This window comes from Clostridium sp., from assembly GCF_036639235.1.
Classification (GTDB): Bacteria; Bacillota; Clostridia; order Clostridiales; family Caloramatoraceae; genus Clostridium_AB.
Genome location: NZ_JAVWJB010000012.1, coordinates 13,538 through 34,428, shown reverse-complemented (window position 1 = coordinate 34,428; position 20,891 = coordinate 13,538). Strand labels below are relative to the sequence as shown.

At 32.6% G+C, this 20,891-nt stretch carries 23 protein-coding genes and 1 pseudogene; 9 read left to right on the top strand and 15 right to left on the bottom strand.

Going from position 1 to position 20,891, the window contains the following annotated elements; genetic code table 11:
* Positions 1 to 14: 14 nt before the first annotated feature.
* From RR539_RS05140 to RR539_RS05125, 4 genes are all read right to left on the bottom strand, one after another.
* The gene (locus tag RR539_RS05140; protein WP_332473808.1) at positions 15 to 1,037 is read right to left on the bottom strand and encodes a hypothetical protein; all 1,023 of its coding nucleotides are present in this window, start codon (positions 1,035 to 1,037) and stop codon (positions 15 to 17) included.
* Positions 1,030 to 1,554 (bottom strand): RNA polymerase sigma factor, encoded by a 525-nt coding sequence (locus tag RR539_RS05135; RefSeq protein ID WP_332473809.1) that lies wholly within the window; start codon positions 1,552 to 1,554, stop codon positions 1,030 to 1,032. The genes RR539_RS05140 and RR539_RS05135 overlap by 8 nt, the downstream gene beginning before the upstream one ends.
* 160 nt (positions 1,555 to 1,714) lie before the next feature.
* Entirely contained in the window at positions 1,715 to 2,416 is a 702-nt protein-coding gene (locus RR539_RS05130) for a carbonic anhydrase (protein WP_332473810.1), read from the bottom strand.
* A 135-nt stretch (positions 2,417 to 2,551) separates the two neighbouring features.
* The gene (locus RR539_RS05125) at positions 2,552 to 3,340 is read right to left on the bottom strand and encodes a MerR family transcriptional regulator (RefSeq protein WP_332473811.1); all 789 of its coding nucleotides are present in this window, start codon (positions 3,338 to 3,340) and stop codon (positions 2,552 to 2,554) included.
* Positions 3,341 to 3,429: 89 nt separating this feature from the next.
* Here RR539_RS05125 and RR539_RS05120 point away from each other — a divergent pair, with 89 nt between their 5' ends.
* The 3 genes from RR539_RS05120 to RR539_RS05110 are packed head-to-tail and all read left to right on the top strand — an operon-like array spanning position 3,430 to position 5,930.
* Positions 3,430 to 4,059, top strand: a complete 630-nt coding sequence (locus RR539_RS05120) for a GNAT family N-acetyltransferase (protein WP_332473812.1) — start codon at positions 3,430 to 3,432, stop codon at positions 4,057 to 4,059.
* A 60-nt stretch (positions 4,060 to 4,119) separates the two neighbouring features.
* Entirely contained in the window at positions 4,120 to 4,848 is a 729-nt protein-coding gene (locus RR539_RS05115) for an ABC transporter ATP-binding protein (RefSeq protein WP_332473813.1), read from the top strand.
* Positions 4,849 to 4,850: 2 nt separating this feature from the next.
* Positions 4,851 to 5,930, top strand: a complete 1,080-nt coding sequence (locus RR539_RS05110) for an ABC transporter permease (RefSeq protein ID WP_332473814.1) — start codon at positions 4,851 to 4,853, stop codon at positions 5,928 to 5,930.
* 194 nt (positions 5,931 to 6,124) lie between these two features.
* On the opposite strand, the gene RR539_RS05105 is transcribed toward RR539_RS05110, so the two are convergent.
* Positions 6,125 to 6,940 carry a MerR family transcriptional regulator gene (locus RR539_RS05105; protein WP_332473815.1) on the bottom strand — a complete coding sequence of 272 codons (816 nt, stop codon included), beginning with the start codon at positions 6,938 to 6,940 and terminating at the stop codon, positions 6,125 to 6,127.
* Between the two features lie 88 nt (positions 6,941 to 7,028).
* On the opposite strand from RR539_RS05105, the gene RR539_RS05100 reads away from it, so the two are divergent.
* The gene (locus tag RR539_RS05100) at positions 7,029 to 7,679 is read left to right on the top strand and encodes a YitT family protein (protein ID WP_332473816.1); all 651 of its coding nucleotides are present in this window, start codon (positions 7,029 to 7,031) and stop codon (positions 7,677 to 7,679) included.
* A gap of 72 nt (positions 7,680 to 7,751) precedes the next feature.
* Here the strand turns inward: RR539_RS05100 and RR539_RS05095 are convergent, their stop codons facing one another.
* Together RR539_RS05095 and RR539_RS05090 are read right to left on the bottom strand one after the other, a co-directional pair.
* A complete protein-coding gene (locus RR539_RS05095; protein ID WP_332473817.1) occupies positions 7,752 to 8,765 on the bottom strand; it encodes a hypothetical protein in 1,014 nt (337 codons plus the stop codon).
* Positions 8,766 to 8,978: 213 nt separating this feature from the next.
* A complete protein-coding gene (locus tag RR539_RS05090; RefSeq protein WP_332473818.1) occupies positions 8,979 to 9,782 on the bottom strand; it encodes a lysozyme inhibitor LprI family protein in 804 nt (267 codons plus the stop codon).
* A 194-nt stretch (positions 9,783 to 9,976) separates the two neighbouring features.
* Here RR539_RS05090 and RR539_RS05085 point away from each other — a divergent pair, with 194 nt between their 5' ends.
* On the top strand, positions 9,977 to 10,246 hold the full coding sequence (locus RR539_RS05085; RefSeq protein ID WP_332473819.1) for a hypothetical protein: 270 nt from the start codon (positions 9,977 to 9,979) through the stop codon (positions 10,244 to 10,246).
* Between the two features lie 168 nt (positions 10,247 to 10,414).
* Positions 10,415 to 10,909, top strand: a complete 495-nt coding sequence (locus RR539_RS05080; protein WP_332473820.1) for a GNAT family N-acetyltransferase — start codon at positions 10,415 to 10,417, stop codon at positions 10,907 to 10,909.
* 50 nt (positions 10,910 to 10,959) lie between these two features.
* Here RR539_RS05080 and RR539_RS05075 read toward each other — a convergent pair whose 3' ends face one another.
* Positions 10,960 to 12,147, bottom strand: coding sequence for a hypothetical protein (locus RR539_RS05075; protein ID WP_332473821.1), 1,188 nt, complete (start codon positions 12,145 to 12,147; stop codon positions 10,960 to 10,962).
* Positions 12,148 to 12,473: 326 nt separating this feature from the next.
* Here RR539_RS05075 and RR539_RS05070 point away from each other — a divergent pair, with 326 nt between their 5' ends.
* Positions 12,474 to 13,106, top strand: coding sequence for a biliverdin-producing heme oxygenase (locus RR539_RS05070; protein WP_332483544.1), 633 nt, complete (start codon positions 12,474 to 12,476; stop codon positions 13,104 to 13,106).
* A gap of 202 nt (positions 13,107 to 13,308) precedes the next feature.
* Positions 13,309 to 13,809, top strand: a complete 501-nt coding sequence (locus RR539_RS05065) for a GNAT family N-acetyltransferase (RefSeq protein ID WP_332474184.1) — start codon at positions 13,309 to 13,311, stop codon at positions 13,807 to 13,809.
* Between the two features lie 34 nt (positions 13,810 to 13,843).
* On the opposite strand, the gene RR539_RS05060 is transcribed toward RR539_RS05065, so the two are convergent.
* The 5 genes and pseudogenes from RR539_RS05060 to RR539_RS05045 all read right to left on the bottom strand — a co-directional run bounded on the left by RR539_RS05060 (position 13,844) and on the right by RR539_RS05045 (position 18,598).
* Positions 13,844 to 15,139, bottom strand: a complete 1,296-nt coding sequence (locus tag RR539_RS05060; RefSeq protein ID WP_332474183.1) for a flavodoxin domain-containing protein — start codon at positions 15,137 to 15,139, stop codon at positions 13,844 to 13,846.
* 558 nt (positions 15,140 to 15,697) lie between these two features.
* On the bottom strand, positions 15,698 to 16,516 hold the full coding sequence (locus RR539_RS05055) for an FAD-binding oxidoreductase (protein WP_442878391.1): 819 nt from the start codon (positions 16,514 to 16,516) through the stop codon (positions 15,698 to 15,700).
* A pseudogene (locus RR539_RS10885) lies at positions 16,505 to 16,915 on the bottom strand (flavodoxin); the annotation flags it as partial. The gene RR539_RS05055 and the pseudogene RR539_RS10885, both read right to left, overlap by 12 nt.
* A gap of 589 nt (positions 16,916 to 17,504) precedes the next feature.
* A complete protein-coding gene (locus RR539_RS05050; RefSeq protein WP_332474181.1) occupies positions 17,505 to 18,206 on the bottom strand; it encodes a Crp/Fnr family transcriptional regulator in 702 nt (233 codons plus the stop codon).
* Entirely contained in the window at positions 18,203 to 18,598 is a 396-nt protein-coding gene (locus tag RR539_RS05045) for an RrF2 family transcriptional regulator (RefSeq protein WP_332474180.1), read from the bottom strand. Before RR539_RS05045 ends, RR539_RS05050 begins: the two co-directional genes overlap by 4 nt.
* Before the next feature lie 140 nt (positions 18,599 to 18,738).
* Between RR539_RS05045 and RR539_RS05040 the strand changes: the two genes are divergently transcribed.
* Complete coding sequence (locus RR539_RS05040; RefSeq protein WP_332474179.1) at positions 18,739 to 19,176, top strand: globin domain-containing protein; 438 nt, start codon at positions 18,739 to 18,741, stop codon at positions 19,174 to 19,176.
* 37 nt (positions 19,177 to 19,213) lie between these two features.
* Here the strand turns inward: RR539_RS05040 and RR539_RS05035 are convergent, their stop codons facing one another.
* Positions 19,214 to 20,221, bottom strand: a complete 1,008-nt coding sequence (locus RR539_RS05035; RefSeq protein ID WP_332474178.1) for a sensor histidine kinase — start codon at positions 20,219 to 20,221, stop codon at positions 19,214 to 19,216.
* Positions 20,218 to 20,889 (bottom strand): response regulator transcription factor, encoded by a 672-nt coding sequence (locus tag RR539_RS05030; RefSeq protein ID WP_332474177.1) that lies wholly within the window; start codon positions 20,887 to 20,889, stop codon positions 20,218 to 20,220. The genes RR539_RS05035 and RR539_RS05030 overlap by 4 nt, the downstream gene beginning before the upstream one ends.
* Positions 20,890 to 20,891 lie beyond the last annotated feature (2 nt).

Here is a 20,891-nt window from a genome sequence, read left to right as displayed (position 1 = left end):
ACAATCCCTACCAGTTACTTTTTTGTTAACTCTCTTTGAACACTAGCCTCTCCATATCCCTTTAAATACACTTTAAATTCATCTAAGTTCTCATAACTTGATAAATCAAAGTTAATATGAGCTCTTGCTTTCCCATTTTCAGTATATAACATACATCCATCATGGTAATATCTTTTTCCATTTTTATCTTCTATATATAAATTACCATGAAATAAATCATTTTCATTCTTAACCTCTCGATTAATATCGATTACTATATTGGTTGCAAGCTCTGATGATTTAACACCACTTACCTTAATATCTCCCTTATTTTCAACTACCCTATAGTTTATATGGTTTGTGCTTTTTTTAATATTAACTGGTAATTTCCAATCTCCCACTATTTTTGATGATTCATCTCTAGGATTGCTTATACCAATACTAATAATCTCAACTATCCCATTTGATATATTAGGTAACTTTCCTATGTTAGAATTAATTTCTATACTTCCCCTTAACACCCCAGTTTCTTCATTCTTAGAAATTATATAAATTCCTCCACCTGAAGTTACGTGCTCCTTAACTTTAAACTCCTTGTCATCACTAACACAATCAATTACATAGTTTCCTTTACTATCACGAACTCTATACTCAACAAATAAATAAGTCTTATCCTTTATAAAATTCTTATCATCGAATACCATCTCAAATTCTAGAGCTACTTTACTTTTATCACCTGTTTGGTTTAAAAATCTAATACCTACTCCACTGTCTACTGCCTGCACTGTCCCCTTACTTACGAACCCCTTTTCAACTGCCTTACTAATTGCCTCATCCTTAAATCCAAAGAAGGACTTTATTTCAGCAAATGAAGTTGTACTAAAAAACGCTATAGAAGCTGCTATAACTAAGGTTCCTGCTATTGCTTTATAAGGAAATTTCCTAGGCTTCTTATCTTCTATTGATTTATATGTATTGTTAAGCCTTTTTCTTATATTCTCAGGCATAACCTCATCTTTGTTTAATTCATCTTTAATCTTCTTATCTAAATTATCCATTAATAACACCATCCTCACAGTTAAAGTATTTCTCTCGTAGCTTTGCCTTCCCCCTTGAAAGTCTAGACTTAATAGTTCCCTCAGGCTCATCTAAATAGTTACTTATTTCTTTAATACTAAATCCACCTATGTAAAAAAGAACTAAGCACAACTTATAGTCATAACTAATACTGTTTAAGGCCTCATCCATCTCTACCTTTAAGTAACCATTTTCATTTGACTTAAGAGACGTATACTCCTCAATATCTACTACCTGTTTTCTTTGGTTTAATACCCTATTACAAGTATTAATAAGTATTTTACAGATCCATGTGTTAAAATACTCTGCTTTATTTAACGTTGATATTTTCTCATATCCTATGGTTATAGTTTCTTGAAGTGCATCTGCAACGTCTTCATTGTTCCCAAGCATTCTACTTGCTATTTTATATAGAGTCATTTCATACTCCTTAACAAGCTCTACATAGGCTTTCCCATTACCCTTTTTAGCCAACTTAACTAACCTGTATTTCTCCATATACCCTCCTACCTTTTTAGTTTGTCTTTATCTATTAGATACCTAAACTGTGAAAAAGGTTGCATACATATAAAAAAATCGTATCTTAATCGATACGATTTTAAATTCAGTATTACTACACCATGTTTTAAAATGGTAATTAACTATATTCATATTAACTTTAATATTCTATAAGTTCAACTTTTCCTGTTTCTAGTGAATACATTCCTCCAACTATTTTAACCTTGTTATCCTTAAGAAGCTGGCCTATGATTTCACTTTTTTTAATATTACTTATTGAGTTTTTAACATTTTGTATTTCTGTTGCTTCATATAGTGCATGTTCATCACTTACTTCCTTCTTTGCTATTTCAAGCGCAGGCTTAATAAGATTTTCTATTTCTTCTATATTAGGTCCTGCTTGTGTATTGTTTATAGTAGCCTTAACTGCTCCACAGTGGGTATGTCCTAAAACAACTATTAGGGGAACTTTTAAGAATTTAGCGCTATATTCAATACTTCCAAGGGATACCTTATCAACAACATTACCTGCATTTCTAGCTACGAAAATATTCCCAAGACCTTCATTAAATATAACCTCTGGTGGTACCCTAGAGTCTGAACAGCTTAATATAGTAGCATATGGAAACTGCCCATCCTTAGCCAGAAACTCTCTTCTCTCCTTAGATAGGTCATGGATCTCACTTTTTCCTTCAACAAATCTATTATTACCCTCCCTTAATAGAACCATAGCCTCATCAGCTGAAATTTCATCTCCCCTTGGCGATACCCTTAAGGCTACCTCATTAGTGGAACATGATATTAATGATAATGACATAAGTACCGAAAGTATTAATAATATTAGAATACTTTTCTTAGCCATAATATAACCGCCCTCCATATTATTTAATTCCTAACTTTAATTACTTTTCTATTTATATTCTCCTTAGCAATTTAATATCACATTACCCTCTGTTTTCAGCTATATAATATTAGGAAATTCATAATATTGTTCTTATTAAATAGGAATTTGTACCTCACAGCTATATGTATCAACATTAAAAAAATCATTTAGAAGTTCAATCTCAATTAAACTGTTTTTAGCATAATTGTTTTCTTCTATATATTTATAAAGCTTCTCCATTCTTTCCGCTTGGTTTTCCTTTGAATATGTCATAACTATATATTTACCTGCTGGCAGCACCCTTGTATGGTCCCAGGTTTCAACTGCCCCATCTATTTCACTAAAAGCGTACATAGGAATAACATTCCCCTCATGGTCAAAACCATGGTGGATACCCCTAATCGCTGTTACTTTGAAGTCATTCTCCTTAATTACCCTATCAAGATCTGAATAGTATAGCAGTTCTGATAGGCTTCCTACCCTTTTGCATGGAACAAAAACAATAGGTCTATCCTCAAATTCCTTAACTATAATATCCTCCTTACTTAATGCCGCCTTTGAATCTTCAACTGTTTTAGTTAATTTATCTATATTCTCAATAACCCTATTCATTTCCCCAATTGTTTGAATAGCCTCTGCCTTTTTTTCTCCTAGGAATTCTATTAATTCATCTGTGTTACAGTTTTTAAATATTTTCTTAATTTCAGAAATAGATGCTCCAAGTGTTCTACAAACCTTAATAATATCTATGTAAATAAATTGATTAATTGAATAATATCTATATCCACTTCCTTCATCTATATGGCTTGGCACAAGAATTCCCTCAGTATGATAATATCTTAATGCCTTAATTGTCACTCCCTTGATTTTTGAAACTTCACCTATGGAATAAAGCTTATCCATAAAATATTAATCCTCCCTTGACTCTACCCTTAGGGTACATATTACTATCATTATAAAGAAACAAGAAACTTTATGAAAGGATGATATTTATGAATAATATTGTATTTAGAAAGCTAGAAAAACGTGATTACCCTGAAATCAAATCCCTTATAGGTGAATCCTTTGGGATTAATACCTATGTTAAGGACCCATCCCAGCTTGAATATGTTTTAGATATTTATCTTCAAGAATGTATATTATCAAGTACTTATTCTAATGTTGCAACCTTAAATGGTAGAGTTATAGGGTTTATATTAGGAAGCGTTAATGGAGAGAAGAAAATATCTACAATATCAAATAGAATAGCATACCTAAAAAGCATGGTTAAAATCATATTTTCTGCACTTAAAAACAGAAGCTCCATAGGTGAATTCTCTAAAATAACAGATGCATACGATGAATTAATAAACGGAATGAAGGATAAGTTTAAGGGATGTGTTCAGCTATTTATTGTATCTAAAGAATCACAGGGACTTGGCATTGGAAAAACTCTTCTAGGAGAGCTTCTAGATCACATGAAAAGTAAAGATGTAAACCAGTTATATTTATATACAGATAGTAATTGTAATTATGGATTCTATGATAGTCAAGGGTTTACAAGGATACGTGAAACAGATATCTACTTCCATAATGGTTCTATGAGACTTGATGTTTTTCTCTATGGATATAAGTTAAAATAGTTCTAAATATTCCCTTTAGTGTTATTATTAATATAGATATTAACTTAAGGGAGATAAGATATGAAGGAAGTAATCAATGTATCTAACGTAAGTATTTGTTACGGAAAACATCAAGTTATACAAAATCTTAGCCTTAGCATCGAAGAAGGAGAAATTCTAGGCTTACTAGGACCTTCAGGCTGTGGTAAAACAACCCTAGTCAAATCAATTATTGGAATGAAGGCCCCAAGTTCTGGTTCAGTTCATGTACTTTCGGTTAAGATGCCTTCACTTTCAAACTCAGCTAACTTCGGTTATATGGCTCAAAGTGACGCTCTATATGAGGATCTTTCTGCTATGGATAACTTAATATTCTTTGGAGAACTATATGGAATCAGGGGTAAGGCCCTTATTTCAAGAGCAACTGAGCTACTTACTCTAGTAGATCTAATAGAACATAAATCTAAACTAGTTAAAGATTTCTCTGGAGGTATGAAGCGTAGGCTATCACTTGCTATAGCACTTGTTCATAGCCCAAAGATACTTATACTAGATGAACCCACAGTTGGAGTGGACCCTGTTCTTAGACAGAAGTTCTGGGCAGAGTTTAACAGAATTAAAGAATCAGGTGCTTCAATTATTTTAACAACCCATGTTATGGATGAAACACATAAGTGTGATAGACTAGCCATGCTTCGTGAAGGTAATATTATAGCCTTTGGAAAACCTTCTGATATAATCTCCTCATCAGGTGGACAAACTATTGAGGATGCTTTCCTATTCTATAGTAGAAAAGAACAGGAGGCTTAATTATGAGAATACTTTCAATGACCAAAAAGGTTATAAAACAAATTATCGGTGACAAGCGTTCCCTTGGATTATTATTTGTAGCTCCTGTTTTTGTATTATTCCTTCTAAGTATAATACTTAACTCATCAGTAAAAACCCCAAGTCTTGGACTTGTTGCAGATGATGATATTCCAGTATCATTTGTTCAAACTATAAGTAAGGAAGCAACTCTAACTACCTATTCTAGGGAAGAAGGCTTATCAAAGCTTAAAAGCCGAGAAATAGATGGGATAATATCATATATTTCTACAAACAACGAAATACTAATAGATGTTACAGTTGAGGGAACAGAAACCCAAATAACAGGGGCTGTTAAAAAGGCACTTAGTCAATCTATTTCTGAGTACAATGAATCTATTTTAACTGGGGCTCCTGTACCAGATTCTATGAAAATTAAGCCTATGAAAATCAACACAAACTTTTTATTTGGAGATGAGGATAGGGATACATTTGACTCCATAGCTCCTATGATGATGGGCTTTTTTATATTTTTCTTTGTGTTCCTATTAGCAGGAATTGCATTCTTAAGGGAAAGAATAAGTGGAACACTTGATAGACTAATGGCTACACCTATTAGACGATATGAGATTGTTCTTGGATACTTCTTTGGATTTGGGGTGTTTGTACTTCTTCAAACCGTAGTTATACAGTTATTTATGGTATACGGACTAAATATTCAGGTTATGGGAAGTCCAGTACTTGTACTAGTTATTAATATATTGCTAGCAGCAGGCTCACTTGCACTTGGTACACTACTAAGTACCTTTGCCAAAACAGAACTTCAACTATTTCAGTTCATACCTGCAATAATAGTACCCCAAATACTATTCAGCGGCATTTTTCCACTTAATGATGCACCAACATGGGTTATATACCTATCAAAAATATTCCCTCTAACCTATGGTGCTGATGCACTTACACAGGTTGTTATTAGAGGTGCTACATTTGAAACCGTATGGTTTGATATTCTTATATTATTTGGGTATGCAGTACTATTTCTAGTACTTAACACACTTGCACTTAAAAAGTATAGAACACTATAACAAGACACATATCGTCCAGTTATATTAAAAGCGGACATATTAACTCTATATATTTATATAGACATAATATGTCCGTATTCTTTATAAATCTATTACCATTACAATATCAATTAACCATATAGTTAATTAAAAGTTTAGATTTTTCCCTTTGATTCAAAGTATATATAGACATTACATGTCCATATATCCACTTGCTATTCTTGGATTCTTATTTGTATTTCCGTTGTATAGTCTTCTCTCTTTCTAGAAGTTAAACTATCGAATATGCAATACTCATAGGAGTCCCCATTTAATGAGTATCCTCTACTTTCAACCTCTTGAATAAGCTTATTATATGATATCCCTATACTTTCATAGGTTCCCCTATGATATACAGAAGCATATAATCCAGCTTCCTTCTCAATACAGCTACTTGATTTAATTTTTTCACTAAGTGGCAAAAATCCATAGGCTGAGGTTGTATATCTTCCACTTCTTATATTCTTCTGGGGAATAATAGCCCCAATTTGATAGAAATAAGGTATATCTTCCTTTTTTGCCCTTGTTATTAATTTCTTAAGGCAAATATCAAGTTCAAGCAAACTGCCATCTCCCTGAACCCTATCTACAAATAAATATTCCCTTGAAATATTCTTAAATACAACACCTTTAGTTGGTGAATTACTATATTCCTCAAGTGTTGATATTTTACGCCCTAGTCTTTTTTCTGTTCTCTTAAGTTCCCTAATCTGCTGCTGAATACTAGATAATTGCCCCTTCATAAGCTCTAGGGATACACTTACATCACGGGTTTTTAAGAACTCCTTAATCTCTTTAAGTGATAATCCTATTTCCTTTAATATTAAAATACTATCTAATACCTCAAGCTGATCCGCTGTGTAATATCTATATCCATTATTCTCATCTACAATACTAGGACTAAAAATCCCCTCCTTGTCATAGAAAATAAGTGTTTGCTTAGATAAATTATGTAACCTTGCAATCTCTCCAATGGTAAATCTTATATCCATAAAAACTTCTCCTAATTCCATTATTGACAGTATAGTTACTATATACTTTATAGTTATTATTATAACAACAAAAGAGAGGAGTATTCATATGTTATCCCTAAAAAAACAACACCTTAATTCAATTAAAACTTATGCTTCAATACTTATAGGTGTTACTATACTAACTTATGGATTATTTAATGTACATTCCCAGAGTCAGATAACTGAAGGTGGAGTTCTTGGACTTACACTATTTCTAGAACACTGGACAGGGGTATCCCCTAGTGTTTCAGGTATTACTATTGATATACTTTGCTATATTCTAGCATTTAGATACTTTGGTAAGCAATTTTTAAAATATGCTATTGTTGCAAGTATAGGATTTTCAACTTCCTATGCAATCCACGAAAGAATAGGATATACAATTCCAAACATGGCAGACAACCCTATACTTGCAGCAATAATAGGTGCTATATTTGTTGGAGTAGGAGTTTCCCTTGTTGTTAGAGTAGGTGGAGCCTCTGGTGGAGACGATGCACTTGCACTTGTAATATCTAAAACAACTAAGATACAAATATCTAAAGCCTATTTTGTAACAGATTTTGTAGTACTAATGATGTCACTTAGCTACATTCCTATAGGAAAAATACTTTGCTCCCTAATTACTGTTAGTCTATCATCATATATAATCGGAGTAATATTATCCTTTGAGGGGAAAGAAGTAGTTACCGATAAATTTTCAGAATCAACTACTGGTTAATCCTATATACTATACAATATATAAATAAAAAGTGGTGTATTAAAATCTAATTATTTTAATACACCACTTTTTCTAATTTTGTATTGTTACAAGTCTTCCGTTTTCAAAGTAAAGGTATCCACTCCATTTACTTCTATATACCCACTGTTCACGAACTCCGTAAGCAGTTGTTGTTCTATTTATTTTATCTGGGTTACCCCACATTGATGCTCTAACCTGTTCTGGAGTCATACCTATAGTTACTCCTTCTTTTTTCTTCTTAGCAGCATCTTCCTTCTTCTTCTTTTCGGCTTCTACCTTAGATTTAGCATCCTTTTCCTTAGTTATGCTATCCTTCTTGCTTCTAAGTTTACTTTCATAGTCCTTAAGCTCTGAAGCTACTTTACTATCTATTTTAACACCTGTTATAGATGATACTTTCATAAGATCTGATATTTTATCTGCTGACTCTGACATTTTATATGTATATGTTTGATTTAATGATGCTATAGCTTCCTTTTTAACAGCTTCAGTTAAGCTAGGTGCCACAAAGCTAAATATTTGCTTAGTAAAATCAATTCTATCCTTACTTGGTGACTTGTCCTTTAATAATGATGAAAAGGCTCCAACGTCTTTCTTAGCCTTACTAACATCTATATTTAAATCATCAATGTATTTTTCTATTTCCGTAACAATTCCCTTAATTGCAGCATTCTCATTTTCTTCCCTACCCTTAACTAGAGTATTTGTTCTTGCTGCACTATTAATTTGCTTTCTATTATTTAGTGTTGGATTTTTAATGTTTTTAATGTTTATATCTGTCTTTGCATTGCAGTCATTAAGATATGTCATTAAATTTGAGTATATTTTAGATTCCATTTTTGATATGTTCATATATTCATCTACTGAATACTTATTTTCTGGATTTGTTTCTATTATCTTTTTCCATGCAGCTACTTTATTTTCACTATAATCCTTTTTCCACTGCTCTATTGAAGTTGCCTCTCGAAGACCTTCTACTGTAATCTCCTTCTTGCCACATCCTACTAAGCTGAATACTAGTATTGAAACCACTAAAAATAAACCTATTCTCTTTAAACTTCTCATACCAATCTCTTCTTTCGTAATTATTTTTACACCTATATCCCTTGTTATCCTACTCCTATCCACCTCCTAAAAAAACCCTAATAAAAATGGATAACATAGAGTATTGTAAGAAAATTTATGCGAAAAATCAATAATTATACAGAAAATAAAAGCAGGAATGTTTTACCATACCCACTTAGTTAATAATAAGTATTTACTTAATATAATATGTGTCTATTTAAAATACTTTAAAAGTTCATAACATCTAGACCTAGTTGACTGGGCTATTGAATCTGCATATGCAATTGCAGAACCTGAACCTCCTCCAAATTGTGCAGCTTCACTATCTGCCTTTGAATCCCTATTTTTAATCCATGATCTTTGTGCCCCTTGTAGAGTTTTAAACTGATCTGAAGGTAGCATCTTCTTAAGGTCCTGATACATTTCATTTAGAACCTTGTCCCATCTCTTCCCCTCAATGTTACAGGCCTCAACCATATCTGCTGTTGAACCATTATATAATCCTTCAATATCCTTAAGCCCTGATTTTACTGAGGCTAGCTTTTTATTGTAATAATCTCCTTTAGCAATAAGTTGCCCCTTACTGTTTTGTGATTCAGCCTTAAGCTTCTCCTGTTCCTGCTTATGTTTCTCCGCTTCCTCCTTAAGCTTCTCCTCATTATCTGCTTTAAGCTTAATATCTACATCTGCCTTAAGAGAATCTATATCGGATTTAATTGAGAAGTTTACATAATCAGGAGATATACCCTCTAGTGCTGTTTTAGCCTCTTGAAATTTTCCCTCTGAATAATCTTTTTTCGCCTTTAAGTACTTAGAAATCATGCCCTCCATATTCTTAACACTATCATCTGCAATACCTTCATTTATTGCTAATCTAAATGAATTAAGAGCATTTTCATATTCTCCTGCTGCTAAGGAAGTTTTACCTTCTTCCAAATAATTTATCTTTTTATCTGTGCTACATCCTGTAACTATAAACATAATAGTTACAACAAGTAATAATAAATATTTTTTCATTATTCTCCTCCTTTGTATAAACAATATCTTATGCCAACTTATGCAACATAATCAATACATTTATAAAATATAGTTTATTTTTGAATATATAATTAGTAACAAATAACCTTCTTTTCACATATATATTAATGTCACCAGAATAGTAGCTAACTTAATTGGTGCCAATCTTTTAAACTTAAGGAGGACGACAATTTATGAAAACAGGCGGATGGTCACCACAATTACCAGTAACTAGTGAGGATATAGAGGTATTTAACTTAGCTCTTGAGGGGTTTGTAGGAAGCTCCTTTATTCCTTTAACAGTATCAAAGCAAGTTGTTAATGGAATTAACTACTGCTTCATTGCAAAATCTACACCTGTAACATTAAACCCTACAGAGAAACTTGTAAAAGTGTATATTTCAGCAGTTCCAGCAGATGCTAAACCTCATTTAACTGAAATAAAAGATTTAGTAACAATTTAGTAATAATAAAAGAGGCACTTATAGACTTTATATCTATGATTGCCTCTTTAAATTTAATCTATCTTATTTTTTAAATAACCCTAAAAATATATTCATTATAATGTATAATTATGCTAAAATATAATTCACTACATTTTGTAACTTAAATATTTTTAGGGAGATGCATCTATGGAGATTACTATTGAATACTTAACTAAAGACCACTGGTTAGAGGTTTCAAATATATATAAAGAAGGGATAGACACTGAGTTTGCTACATTTCAAAGAGATATTCCCTCATATAGTGAATGGGATAATAACCACCATCAAAAGTGTAGATTAGTTGCTTGTAACGGGGATAGGGTTCTTGGCTTTATATGTTTATCCCCTGTATCTAAACGCGAATCATACTTAGGAGCTGCTGAACTTAGCTTATATGTTGGAAAGAAGTATAGGGGTATAGGGGTAGGTCAACTGCTACTTAATTCCCTTGTAAAAGAATCTGAAAAACATGGATTTTGGACGCTTCAGGCAGTTATTGTAAGGGAAAATATCCCTAGCCTTAATCTACACAAAAAATGCGGATTTAGGGAAATAGGATACAGAGAAAAAATAGCTAAAATGAAAACAGGAATATGGCATGACGTTATTCTTATGGAAAAGCGCAGTTCAGTTGTAAATTAAAATAGGAGCATTATTAGTGTTATTAACTAGCCTAATAATGCTCCTATTGTCTATACATTTAAATATTCTATTGAAAAACTATAATACTCTTCAAGTAATATTTCCTTTGTTAAAGTTGATACCATATTATTATTGCTATACCTATATGATATTGCTTTATAAAAATCATTAGATTTATTGTATCTTTTAAGTTTATTCCAATTGGCCTTTTCCTGTTTAATAGTATGAATTTTACATCCATATTCTATTCCATTTGAAATAGATTCTATCATATTTCCTGTTAATGTATATGAGCAAATCATATGATTATGAACCTTATCTATGTCACCTCTATTAAGTGATCGGTACTTACTACCACTACCTCCACTTAATTTATCTAGGTTTGACCTATTGATTTTGCCCAGTACATTTTCTATGTAAGTTTTAAATGTCTCTTCAATTTTCTGCTTCGCATTACTATTGAAATTAAACTTACTTTTCATTATCTCTGATTTAATTTCTGCAATTCCTATGGCAACTCCTAAAACCTCTTCACTTGATAATTCACTTTTATATGAAAACTCTTTTTGAATCTCCACTGCGTATATTTTCATATTATAAAAATCACTTAGACTATACTCTAGTCCCTTAATATCTCTAACTCCTATTTCTTCCCGTAATAACCTTGCTAAATAATTTCTATCCTGGTCAATCCATTCCTCATACTGAAGAGAATTTAGCCCTATACTTTTTATAAATAATTCATATCCCTTAACAAGACTATTATATATTTCTGTTATTTTATTCTCTACAAAATTGGACTCTATATATCCACCATTTCTTATATAAAAATCCCTTAAGAAATAAATAGCCCCCTCAGAGAATCTTTGTAGAGTTATATTAATGGTTTTATTTAATAATTCTTTAGCCTGAATATATTCTCTATCTTTATGCGTACAATTTATTTTACTATTTACTACAACGTAAATAGACGCCAAATACTCTAGATTTTTCTCACACTGTTTTAAGGAATCTTCCCATTTTATATTTTTTAGTTCTAAGCAGATTAAACTCCAGCTTATACCCCTTTTTACTTCATCTGCATTTATTCTAAAATCAAATTCTATATTTGATACCCATTTTTCTACTTCATTTAAATCAAATTTTTTACCCTTATCATTAGTGTTACCTACATTCCCACACAAGTAACTAGTTTCCCCGTTACTATTTAAACTCTCTGTAGGTACCTTTCCTTTCATTATCACCCCTCCATTTCCATAGAAAAACCTATTCCAGCTTTCACTAGAATAGGCAAAATTACTTTGTAATTAAATTATACCACAACCATAAAGACTTTTACATTTTTGTACCAATATAAATGGTAATTTATATTAGAAGGCTCCTCATCTATACTAACACCCTTTACCCCATTACTTACCTTAGTAGTAGAATATAAAATGTTACTTTTAGTACATAATAATTGTGATAAATTTATCTTATTTACTTTTTATATTTACTGAACTATAATTATTATTAACCGATAGATAATATCTACCGAAATTTATTATTAAGTAGGTGATTTTTAATGGAATTTATGAAAGAAATTAGAGCAAAGTCTGCCCTACTACACAGTGCAGCTGAGAAGACAGGATACATTAAGAAGTTAGTAGATGGTAACGGTACTGTTGAAGGCTATGCAGAATATATATTTAACCTAGAGAAAATGTATAAAGCAATTGAAGATGGCTTAGATAAAAATATAGATAATGGAATTGTAAAGCCTTTCGTAACTAAAGAACTTTATCGCTCAAGCCTTATTAGACAGGATCTTAAGCATTTATTAGGTGATAAGCTAGACTCAATGGTACCTTTAGCTTCTACTGAAGCTAGTGTTGCTTACATTAATTATTTAGCTGATAATAAGCCAGAGCTTATTATTCCTTATGCTTACACTAGATTCCTTGCTGACCTTTTCGGAGGTAGACTATTCTTAACAATACTAAGTGGTGAAGCTTATGGAATTTCACCTGAGGGACTTAACTACTACAAGTTTGAAGGTATTGAAGATTTTAAGTCATACGTTATGACTTACCATAACCTGCTAGGAGACATTAAGTTATCAGATGATATGAAGGCTGAATTTATTAACGAGGTTTCTAATGCTTACATCTATAACTTAGCAATATCTAACGAATTAGACGCAAAGTTAACTTACTAATATAATAAAAGGCACCTTTTAGGTGTCTTTTAAATTTCCCTTTAATAATAACAAAGGAGTTATAAAAATCCAACTTTTCCCAAACTAACCTGAGTATTATATTAAGCTTCAGCCAAAAAGGTTTTTCTAAGTTAACACTGGATTTTTGTTTTTTTGTAAGTAATGATATACTGTTACTATCTTAATTTTAGGGGGTAAGGTTATGGATATTGTTAAAGCGAATCTGCAGGATGTTCCTGCTATTATGGATATAATCTCTAACTGTATTATAACCATGGAAAGTCAAGGACTATATCAGTGGAATGAATATTATCCTGACTCTAATACAATTGAGGAGGATATTAAAGGTGGACATGCCCATGTTATTAGAGATGGTGATAACTACATGGCATATGTTGCAATAAACAGCCTTCAATCACCTGAGTATAGCTCTGTTAAATGGCTTACTGAAGGGGATAATGTACTTGTTGTTCATAGACTTTCTGTTCATCCATCATATCAAGGAATGGGACTTGGAAAGAAAATGCTTAAATTTATTGAGGATGAGGGCAAGAACAATAACTACCAAAGTATAAGACTTGATACATACAGTGAGAATACAACTTCTAACAAGTTATACGAAAAATACGGATACCAGAAAACAGGAGAGATTTTCTTTGAATATAAAGATCTACCGTTTTACTGCTACGAAAAAACTCTATAGAAAAAGGGAGATAATATTATCTCCCTTTAATTTATTATTTCGTTATATCTTGAGTTGTATCAAACATTTCGTAGTAAATATTAGACTTATCTATTCCCATGTCTACAAGGTTATCATATATAAACTGCATAAAATTAGTAGGCCCACATATATAGAACTGACCATTACTTGGTAGATTTTCCTCCATCCATTCTCTCTTAATTCTTCTACTAAAGGTATAGTCACGTCCTCCTACATCACCAATAATCGGTCTAGTGTAGACTGTTGTAACCTCTAAGTTATTAGAGCCCTCTTCAAGGGACTTAATCTCTTCCTTAAAACTATGTGTAGTTGAATCAGTTACGCTGTATATAAGATTAACTGGACGGTAACTATTACTTAATTCATATGCCATTGAAAGCATAGGAGTAACCCCTATTCCTCCTGCAAATAGAACAATTGGTGAATCCCCATTTACTATATTAAAGTCTCCCATTGGAGATGTTGCTTCAATAGTATCACCCTCATTAATTTCACTACAAAGTGCCTTACTCACCTTACCATATTCTTCACTTTTAACACTTATTCTATAGTAGTCTTCCTTAGGATTCATAGAAAGTGTATACTGTCTAACTTCACTTTCTACACCCTGTCTATTTTTAAATTTAATAGCAATATTTTGCCCAGCTATAACTTTAGGAAGCTTTGTCCCATCTGTTGACTTAAGATAAAAGGATGTTACATTCTTACTTTCTTGAACCTTTTTAAATACTCCAAGAGACTTAAATCCATCCCACCCACTAGGCTTATCAGCACTTAAGAAAGGTACAATTCTTGATATTCTAAAGTCATTAACTGACCCCGTACCCTTAGGAATTTCATTAACCTTAGGTGGTGTATATGTAGATGATGCTCCTACATGACTTCCTATTAACTTTCCAAACTCAATACATGTAGCATCACCATTTCTTGGAGCTCCATTTATGGCAAGACCATTAGCAATAAGTTCTCCTCCATAGGACTTAATAACTTCTTCCCAGTCCCTCATAAACTTACCGCCACCCCATCCATATGAACCGAACAGAGCAACCTTCTTACCCTTAATATTACCTTCAAGGGCATTTACAAGTGGTCTCATATCAAATGGATCAAGGGTCTCATTTCCACAGGCTGGTGAACCTAGAACTATAACCTCTTGATTAATAACGTCTTTATATGTAGTCTCTGAAGGATGTAGAAGCTCTACCCCTATCCCCATTGACTCAATTCCCTGCTTTATAAGCTCAGCTATCTTAGCCGTACTTCCTCTTAAACTTACGAAAACTATCTTCATAACAATTCCTCGCTTCATTACAATTTATAATAATTATTATACCACAATTCATATCCATTAAATCACAGATTAGGTTCAAAACAAGGTTTTAAATTTATCGTGGCTTTTTCAAAGCTACCACTTCCTCCTCCCTCCCCCTCAATAACTTGTACTAGCCATTTATTTATAGGCTTTCAGGTACTAGAGAAAGTTAGCCCAGCTCCACTTAATTAAGGGAAAGCACTTAATATAGTACTTTAACCTAAGATTATTGCATTGAGTAGGAACTTAGAGATTCTTAAGTGATAAATCATAGTAGACCTTAGAAAAAACCGTAGTGTTTGAAGCTTTAGCTGAGTTTTACGGTTGTCTTAGGTATACTGTGATTTATTACTTTAGAAGCTCTTGTTTCTATCTCATCAGCCAATAAACTTAGGTTAAAGTACTGTTCACTATCTCCCTAACCAAAGAACCTCAGGCTAACTTTCCTAGTACTAATAAAGCCTGTAAATAAAGGGCCGTTCAATATTGAACAGCCCTTTTCTATCAATTATAGTTCAAGAATAACTAGGAGGGTAATGTTTAGGTGTGCAAGTTTTATTTGGTTAAATCCTTTGAGGTGTCGAACATTTCATAGTTAATTCTTGAACCGTCTACTTCCATACTTATTAGTGAATCATAAACAAACTTCATAAATTCAAATGGTCCACAGAAGTAATACTGTGCATCCTTAGGTAGCATACTAATAAGTTCTTCGCTGCCAAGTCTACCTCCATGTATATAATCTTCTCCTTTAACGTCTGTTTCTAGTGGCTTAGTATAAACTGTAACCACTTCTAAGTTGCTACACTGCTTCTCAAGGGAAGATATTTCTTCCTTAAAGCTGTGACTTATAGAGTTTGATACACTATATATTAACTTTACTTTTCTATCTAGGTCCTTAGCAGCAAGCGCCATTGATAGGATTGGGGTAACCCCTATACCTCCTGCAATTAATGCAATTGGTTCCTTTCCTTCTTTAAGTGTGAATACTCCCATTGGTACAGTAGATTCAATTATTGAGCCTATTTCTATGCTGCTACATAGACCCTTGCTAACTTTACCTGTTTCTTCACTTTTAACGCTAATTCTGTAATAGTCCTCATTTGAGTTCATTGATAGTGTGTATTGTCTTACATCACTCATACTTCCGTTTTCTTCAACATATCTAATTCCAATATATTGACCTGGCTTAGCCTTAGGAAGTTCACTTCCATCCTGCGGCTTAAGGTAGAAAGATGTTATTTTATCACTTTCCTGAACCTTGTTAAATACTACAAGTGGCTTAAAGCCCTCCCAGCATATAGGGTCTCCAGCTTCATCAAGGCTACAAGCCTTACTTTCAACACATTCTCCACATGCTGCTTTTGCAATCATTTTACCAAACTCAATACATGAAGCATCATCGTCAGCTGGTACTCCGTTAATCGTAAGTCCTTCACCAATTAACTCTCCGCCATATTCTCTGATTCTATCTTCCCATAGTCTCATCCACTGACCGCCTCCCCATCCGTATGAACCGAATAGTGCTACCTTCTTACCTGAGATGCTTCCATCTAGTGAATCTACAAATGGGTCCATGTCAAATTCCTCAAGTGATTCGTTCCCACATGCAGGACATCCAATTATTATAACTTCCTGATCTACAACGTCATGTACTCCTACATCTGAAACGTTCTCTAGTTCAGCAGTTTGTCCCTCTGATTCAATTCCTTGTTTTATTAATCTAGCCATTTTGGCTGTATTTCCTGTTTGACTTATATATACAATCTTCATAGATAAATTCCTCGCTTAAGTTTTTTCCTATGCCTATTATATAAAAATAAACAAAAATAAAATGTGACCGAAATCACATTTATTTAAACAATTAAATTAGTAATGCCTTAATTGTAGTTAGTACAAGAATAAGCAGGGGTAAACAATACATAGTCATTCTATTTAATGGTTGTACCTTAGTAATTTTTTATGGGATAGATGGCTGACGAGATAGTAACAAGAACTTCTAAAGTCAAAAATAGGGATATGCCTAAGACAACCGTAAAACTCAGCTAAAGCTTCAAACACTACGGTTTTTTCTAAGGCCTCTCCCTATTTTTTACTTAAGAAGTTCTAAGTTCCTACTCGATGCATCTATCCCATAAAAAATCACTAAATCAAACGCCTTCCTTTGAATAAGCTGTTTTATTGTTTACCCCTACTTATCCTATAAAGGTTTACAACAGAATGAAGGTTTAAAATTTAATTGCTTAGAATAAATGTTTCACCTTAAATTCTAGTTGTGGCTTTATAAAAGCCATAGTATTTTTAGAATAATAAGCTAGTATAGATAATTGGTTCTTAAGTGCTTGTATTTAATTTACTATATTTATATATACTCTTGGATTAAATTTATATTGTTTATTGTTATTTTTTTTGAGGTTTCTAGGGTTATTAGTCCCTCTTCTTGGAACTTTTTGAGTTTGCGGCTAATGGTTTCACGGGCTACCCCTATGTAGCTTGCCATGTCTTCACGGCTCAGGGGTAGGTTTATTGTGATTTTGCCATTTTCTTTGATTCCGTACTTATCAGCAAGTTCTGTTAGAAGGTATGCAAACCTTGAGTCAACGTCTTTAGTTGCAAGGTTCTGTGCTAGGGACTCAAGCTTTGTTAGTCTATCACCTATAACCTCTAGAATCTTAATACCAATCTGAGGGTCTGAGGATATAATTTCACGAAGTTCATCCTTACCAAGTGTACATAATCTACAATCTTCAATAGCCTTCGCATAGAATCCATAAGTTGATTCCTTAAGTAGATTAAGCTCACCGAAAAAGTCTCCCTCTGATAAAATATGAAGGATTTGTTCCCGCCCATCACTTGTGTACTTATAAAGCTTAACCTTACCTTCACTAACAAGATAAAGAGTCTTTCCTATATCCCCCTCAGAAAAAATAACCTGATTCTTCTTATATATATTGTTCTCTATTTTAAGGGCTATTCCACGAAGTTCACCTGGATCTAATGTTTTAAATATTGAAATCTTCTTGGTACAACCACTTTTTTTACATCCGTCACAAACACTTATCATAATATATCTCCTAATGTGTACTTTGACATTTCATTAATAAAACTTTCCAAAGCTCTATTAATAACACCCTTTAGTCTACATCCCTCACTAATAAGTGGACATACGCTATTATCTCCCATACACTCTACTAAATTAAGATTATCCTCTGTAACTAAAAGAACTTTGCCTAAATTAATATTTTCAGGTAAATCTCCAAGCTTTAATCCTCCACCTCTTCCCTTTTCAGCAATTATAAAACCACTTTTCCCAAGTTTATTTATAACCTTTTTAAGATGATGGTGGGAAACTTCAAGCTCACATGCAAGCTTTTCAACAGTTGAATGTGAGTCTGAGTTCTTAGCTAAATATATTAATGCTCTAAATCCATAGTCAGTAAACTTTGATAGCTGCATATTAGTTATCTCCTCTCTGATAATGAGTAAATTATATCACAAAAATTAAATGTGCATTTTACTTGCACATTTAATTTCCCCATGTTATATTGTAGTTACAATTGATAATAATTATCATTATACTTAAGGAGGAAAACTATATGTTAGATCAAAAAACTATAGATATTATTAAAAGCACAGTACCAATTCTTAAGGAGCATGGACTTACCATTACAAAAACTTTTTATAAAAATATGTTTGCAAATAACCCAGAGGTTAAGCCATATTTTAATATGGACAAACAAAAATCTGAAGAGCAACCTAAAGCCTTAGCTATGACTATACTTGCCGCTGCAGAAAATATAGATAAACTAGAAATTATTATACCTGTTGTTAAAAAAATAGCCATTACCCACTGTGACAAATTAATCAAAGAAGAGCATTACCCAATTGTTGGTTCTAATCTTCTAGCAACTATTAAGGAAGTACTCGGAGATGCTGCTACTGAGGAAGTTATTACAGCATGGGGTAATGCATACAATGTAATCGCTAAGATATTCATTGATACAGAAAAAGAAATATATGCTACAAGAAACTAGAAAGATTAAGGGATGCAATCTAATATGATTACATCCCTTAATCTATGTTTTTCATTTTAGGGAATACAATATATACCTTGGTCCCCACCCCTTCAGTAGATTCTAAGGATATATTAAGGCCAAGTCTTAAACATAACTTCTTAGCCAGGTATAATCCCATTCCTGTGCTTTTTCCAAATAATCTTCCGTTTTCCCCAGTAAATCCTTTGTCAAAAACCCTATTAATATCCCTCTCTATAATTCCAACTCCATTATCTTCAATAGTTAGAACAACAGAATTATCAAGGCTTCTAGCATATATTGATATTTTATCATCAGTGCCTTTTAAGTAATTAATAGAGTTTCCTATAATTTGACCTAAAATAAACTCTGTCCACTTAATATCACTATAAACCATAACCTCTACATCGTAGATATTAAGAGATACCTTTTTATATATAAAATCTCTATAGTGCTTCTTAACTACGTTTTTTATAACCTTATCAAGGTTAAAACCTTTGATTATATAATCCTTAGAAACATCCTCACTTCTTGAGTAATAAAGAGCCTGCTCTATAAAGCCCTCCATTCTATCAAGCTGAGCATCTATTTTCTTAGTAACTTCACCTTGATTGTTCTCTATTATAAGCCTACTTGAAGCAAGTGGCGTCTTAATCTCGTGTACCCAGGTTTCTATATATTCCTTATAGTCCTCTTGAATTCCCCTATAGTACTTAATATTCTCATGCATATCCCTACTTACAATGCTAAGAAACTCTCCTACTTTCTCACCTTCAATAAACCCTTGTGTCTCTATTACCTCAGGAAGAAGGTATTTTTTATCAAGGCACTCAAGAACGCTATTAATGGAATCAAAATATCTTTTAAATCTATAACACTGAATCCCCATATAGGTTAAAAGAGGTCCAAACCATATTAAGAATGTAAAAACTATAACCATAAAATTATATGTAGAAAAATAAACAAAGATAGAAATAATCATAAACCCAATAAGATTTACAAGTAAAAATAATATTTTATCCTTAAAAAAATCTCCTACTCTCATGGCATTATGTACCCAAGTCCTCTTCTAGTTTCTATAATATCCGAAAGTCCTATAGAATCAAGCTTTCTGCGTAACCTTACAACATTAACAGATAGGGTACTATCATCTACAAAGTAGTCATCCTTCCAAAGTCCCTCCATTAATGCCTCACGGGAAACAATACTACCTGCACCCTCAATTAGAATACTTAAAATCCTAACCTCATTCTTAGTTAATTCAACCTCTAACCCCCTACAGCTAACAGTTGCATTAGAAAGGTTCAGTGTTAAGTCTTTATATGTAAGGGTACTTGAAGAATTTCCCCTTCCCTCTACCCTCTTAAGAATAGCAGTAATTCTCGCAAGTAAAATCTGAGTATTAAAGGGTTTAGTTACAAAGTCATCTGCTCCTAAATTCATGCTCATAAGCTCATCCATATCACTATTCCTACTTGTAATTATAATAATAGGCACATCACTTACCCTTCTTATCTCACGGCAAATATAATAACCATCATAAATAGGAAGGTTAACATCAAGTAGCACAAGATCTGGCTCCTGATTAAGAGTGTATTCAACTATATTCTCAAAACTACTAGGAAGTACAGCATCAAAGTCATACTTTGAAAGAAAGCTCTGAAGCTCCTGTCCTAAAACTAAATCATCTTCAATAATAACTAATTTTTTCATAT

Excerpts from the sequence above, each read along its gene's own strand:
- RR539_RS05140 (WP_332473808.1), bottom strand. The coding sequence starts at position 1,037 with ATGGATAATTTAGATAAGAAGATTAAAGATGAATTAAACAAAGATGAG.
- RR539_RS05135 (WP_332473809.1), bottom strand. The coding sequence starts at position 1,554 with ATGGAGAAATACAGGTTAGTTAAGTTGGCTAAAAAGGGTAATGGGAAA.
- RR539_RS05130 (WP_332473810.1), bottom strand. The coding sequence starts at position 2,416 with ATGGCTAAGAAAAGTATTCTAATATTATTAATACTTTCGGTACTTATG.
- RR539_RS05125 (WP_332473811.1), bottom strand. The coding sequence starts at position 3,340 with ATGGATAAGCTTTATTCCATAGGTGAAGTTTCAAAAATCAAGGGAGTG.
- RR539_RS05120 (WP_332473812.1), top strand. The coding sequence starts at position 3,430 with ATGAATAATATTGTATTTAGAAAGCTAGAAAAACGTGATTACCCTGAA.
- RR539_RS05115 (WP_332473813.1), top strand. The coding sequence starts at position 4,120 with ATGAAGGAAGTAATCAATGTATCTAACGTAAGTATTTGTTACGGAAAA.
- RR539_RS05110 (WP_332473814.1), top strand. The coding sequence starts at position 4,851 with ATGAGAATACTTTCAATGACCAAAAAGGTTATAAAACAAATTATCGGT.
- RR539_RS05105 (WP_332473815.1), bottom strand. The coding sequence starts at position 6,940 with ATGGATATAAGATTTACCATTGGAGAGATTGCAAGGTTACATAATTTA.
- RR539_RS05100 (WP_332473816.1), top strand. The coding sequence starts at position 7,029 with ATGTTATCCCTAAAAAAACAACACCTTAATTCAATTAAAACTTATGCT.
- RR539_RS05095 (WP_332473817.1), bottom strand. The coding sequence starts at position 8,765 with ATGAGAAGTTTAAAGAGAATAGGTTTATTTTTAGTGGTTTCAATACTA.
- RR539_RS05090 (WP_332473818.1), bottom strand. The coding sequence starts at position 9,782 with ATGAAAAAATATTTATTATTACTTGTTGTAACTATTATGTTTATAGTT.
- RR539_RS05085 (WP_332473819.1), top strand. The coding sequence starts at position 9,977 with ATGAAAACAGGCGGATGGTCACCACAATTACCAGTAACTAGTGAGGAT.
- RR539_RS05080 (WP_332473820.1), top strand. The coding sequence starts at position 10,415 with ATGGAGATTACTATTGAATACTTAACTAAAGACCACTGGTTAGAGGTT.
- RR539_RS05075 (WP_332473821.1), bottom strand. The coding sequence starts at position 12,147 with ATGAAAGGAAAGGTACCTACAGAGAGTTTAAATAGTAACGGGGAAACT.
- RR539_RS05070 (WP_332483544.1), top strand. The coding sequence starts at position 12,474 with ATGGAATTTATGAAAGAAATTAGAGCAAAGTCTGCCCTACTACACAGT.
- RR539_RS05065 (WP_332474184.1), top strand. The coding sequence starts at position 13,309 with ATGGATATTGTTAAAGCGAATCTGCAGGATGTTCCTGCTATTATGGAT.
- RR539_RS05060 (WP_332474183.1), bottom strand. The coding sequence starts at position 15,139 with ATGAAGCGAGGAATTGTTATGAAGATAGTTTTCGTAAGTTTAAGAGGA.
- RR539_RS05055 (WP_442878391.1), bottom strand. The coding sequence starts at position 16,516 with ATGATTGCAAAAGCAGCATGTGGAGAATGTGTTGAAAGTAAGGCTTGT.
- RR539_RS05050 (WP_332474181.1), bottom strand. The coding sequence starts at position 18,206 with ATGATAAGTGTTTGTGACGGATGTAAAAAAAGTGGTTGTACCAAGAAG.
- RR539_RS05045 (WP_332474180.1), bottom strand. The coding sequence starts at position 18,598 with ATGCAGCTATCAAAGTTTACTGACTATGGATTTAGAGCATTAATATAT.
- RR539_RS05040 (WP_332474179.1), top strand. The coding sequence starts at position 18,739 with ATGTTAGATCAAAAAACTATAGATATTATTAAAAGCACAGTACCAATT.
- RR539_RS05035 (WP_332474178.1), bottom strand. The coding sequence starts at position 20,221 with ATGAGAGTAGGAGATTTTTTTAAGGATAAAATATTATTTTTACTTGTA.
- RR539_RS05030 (WP_332474177.1), bottom strand. The coding sequence starts at position 20,889 with ATGAAAAAATTAGTTATTATTGAAGATGATTTAGTTTTAGGACAGGAG.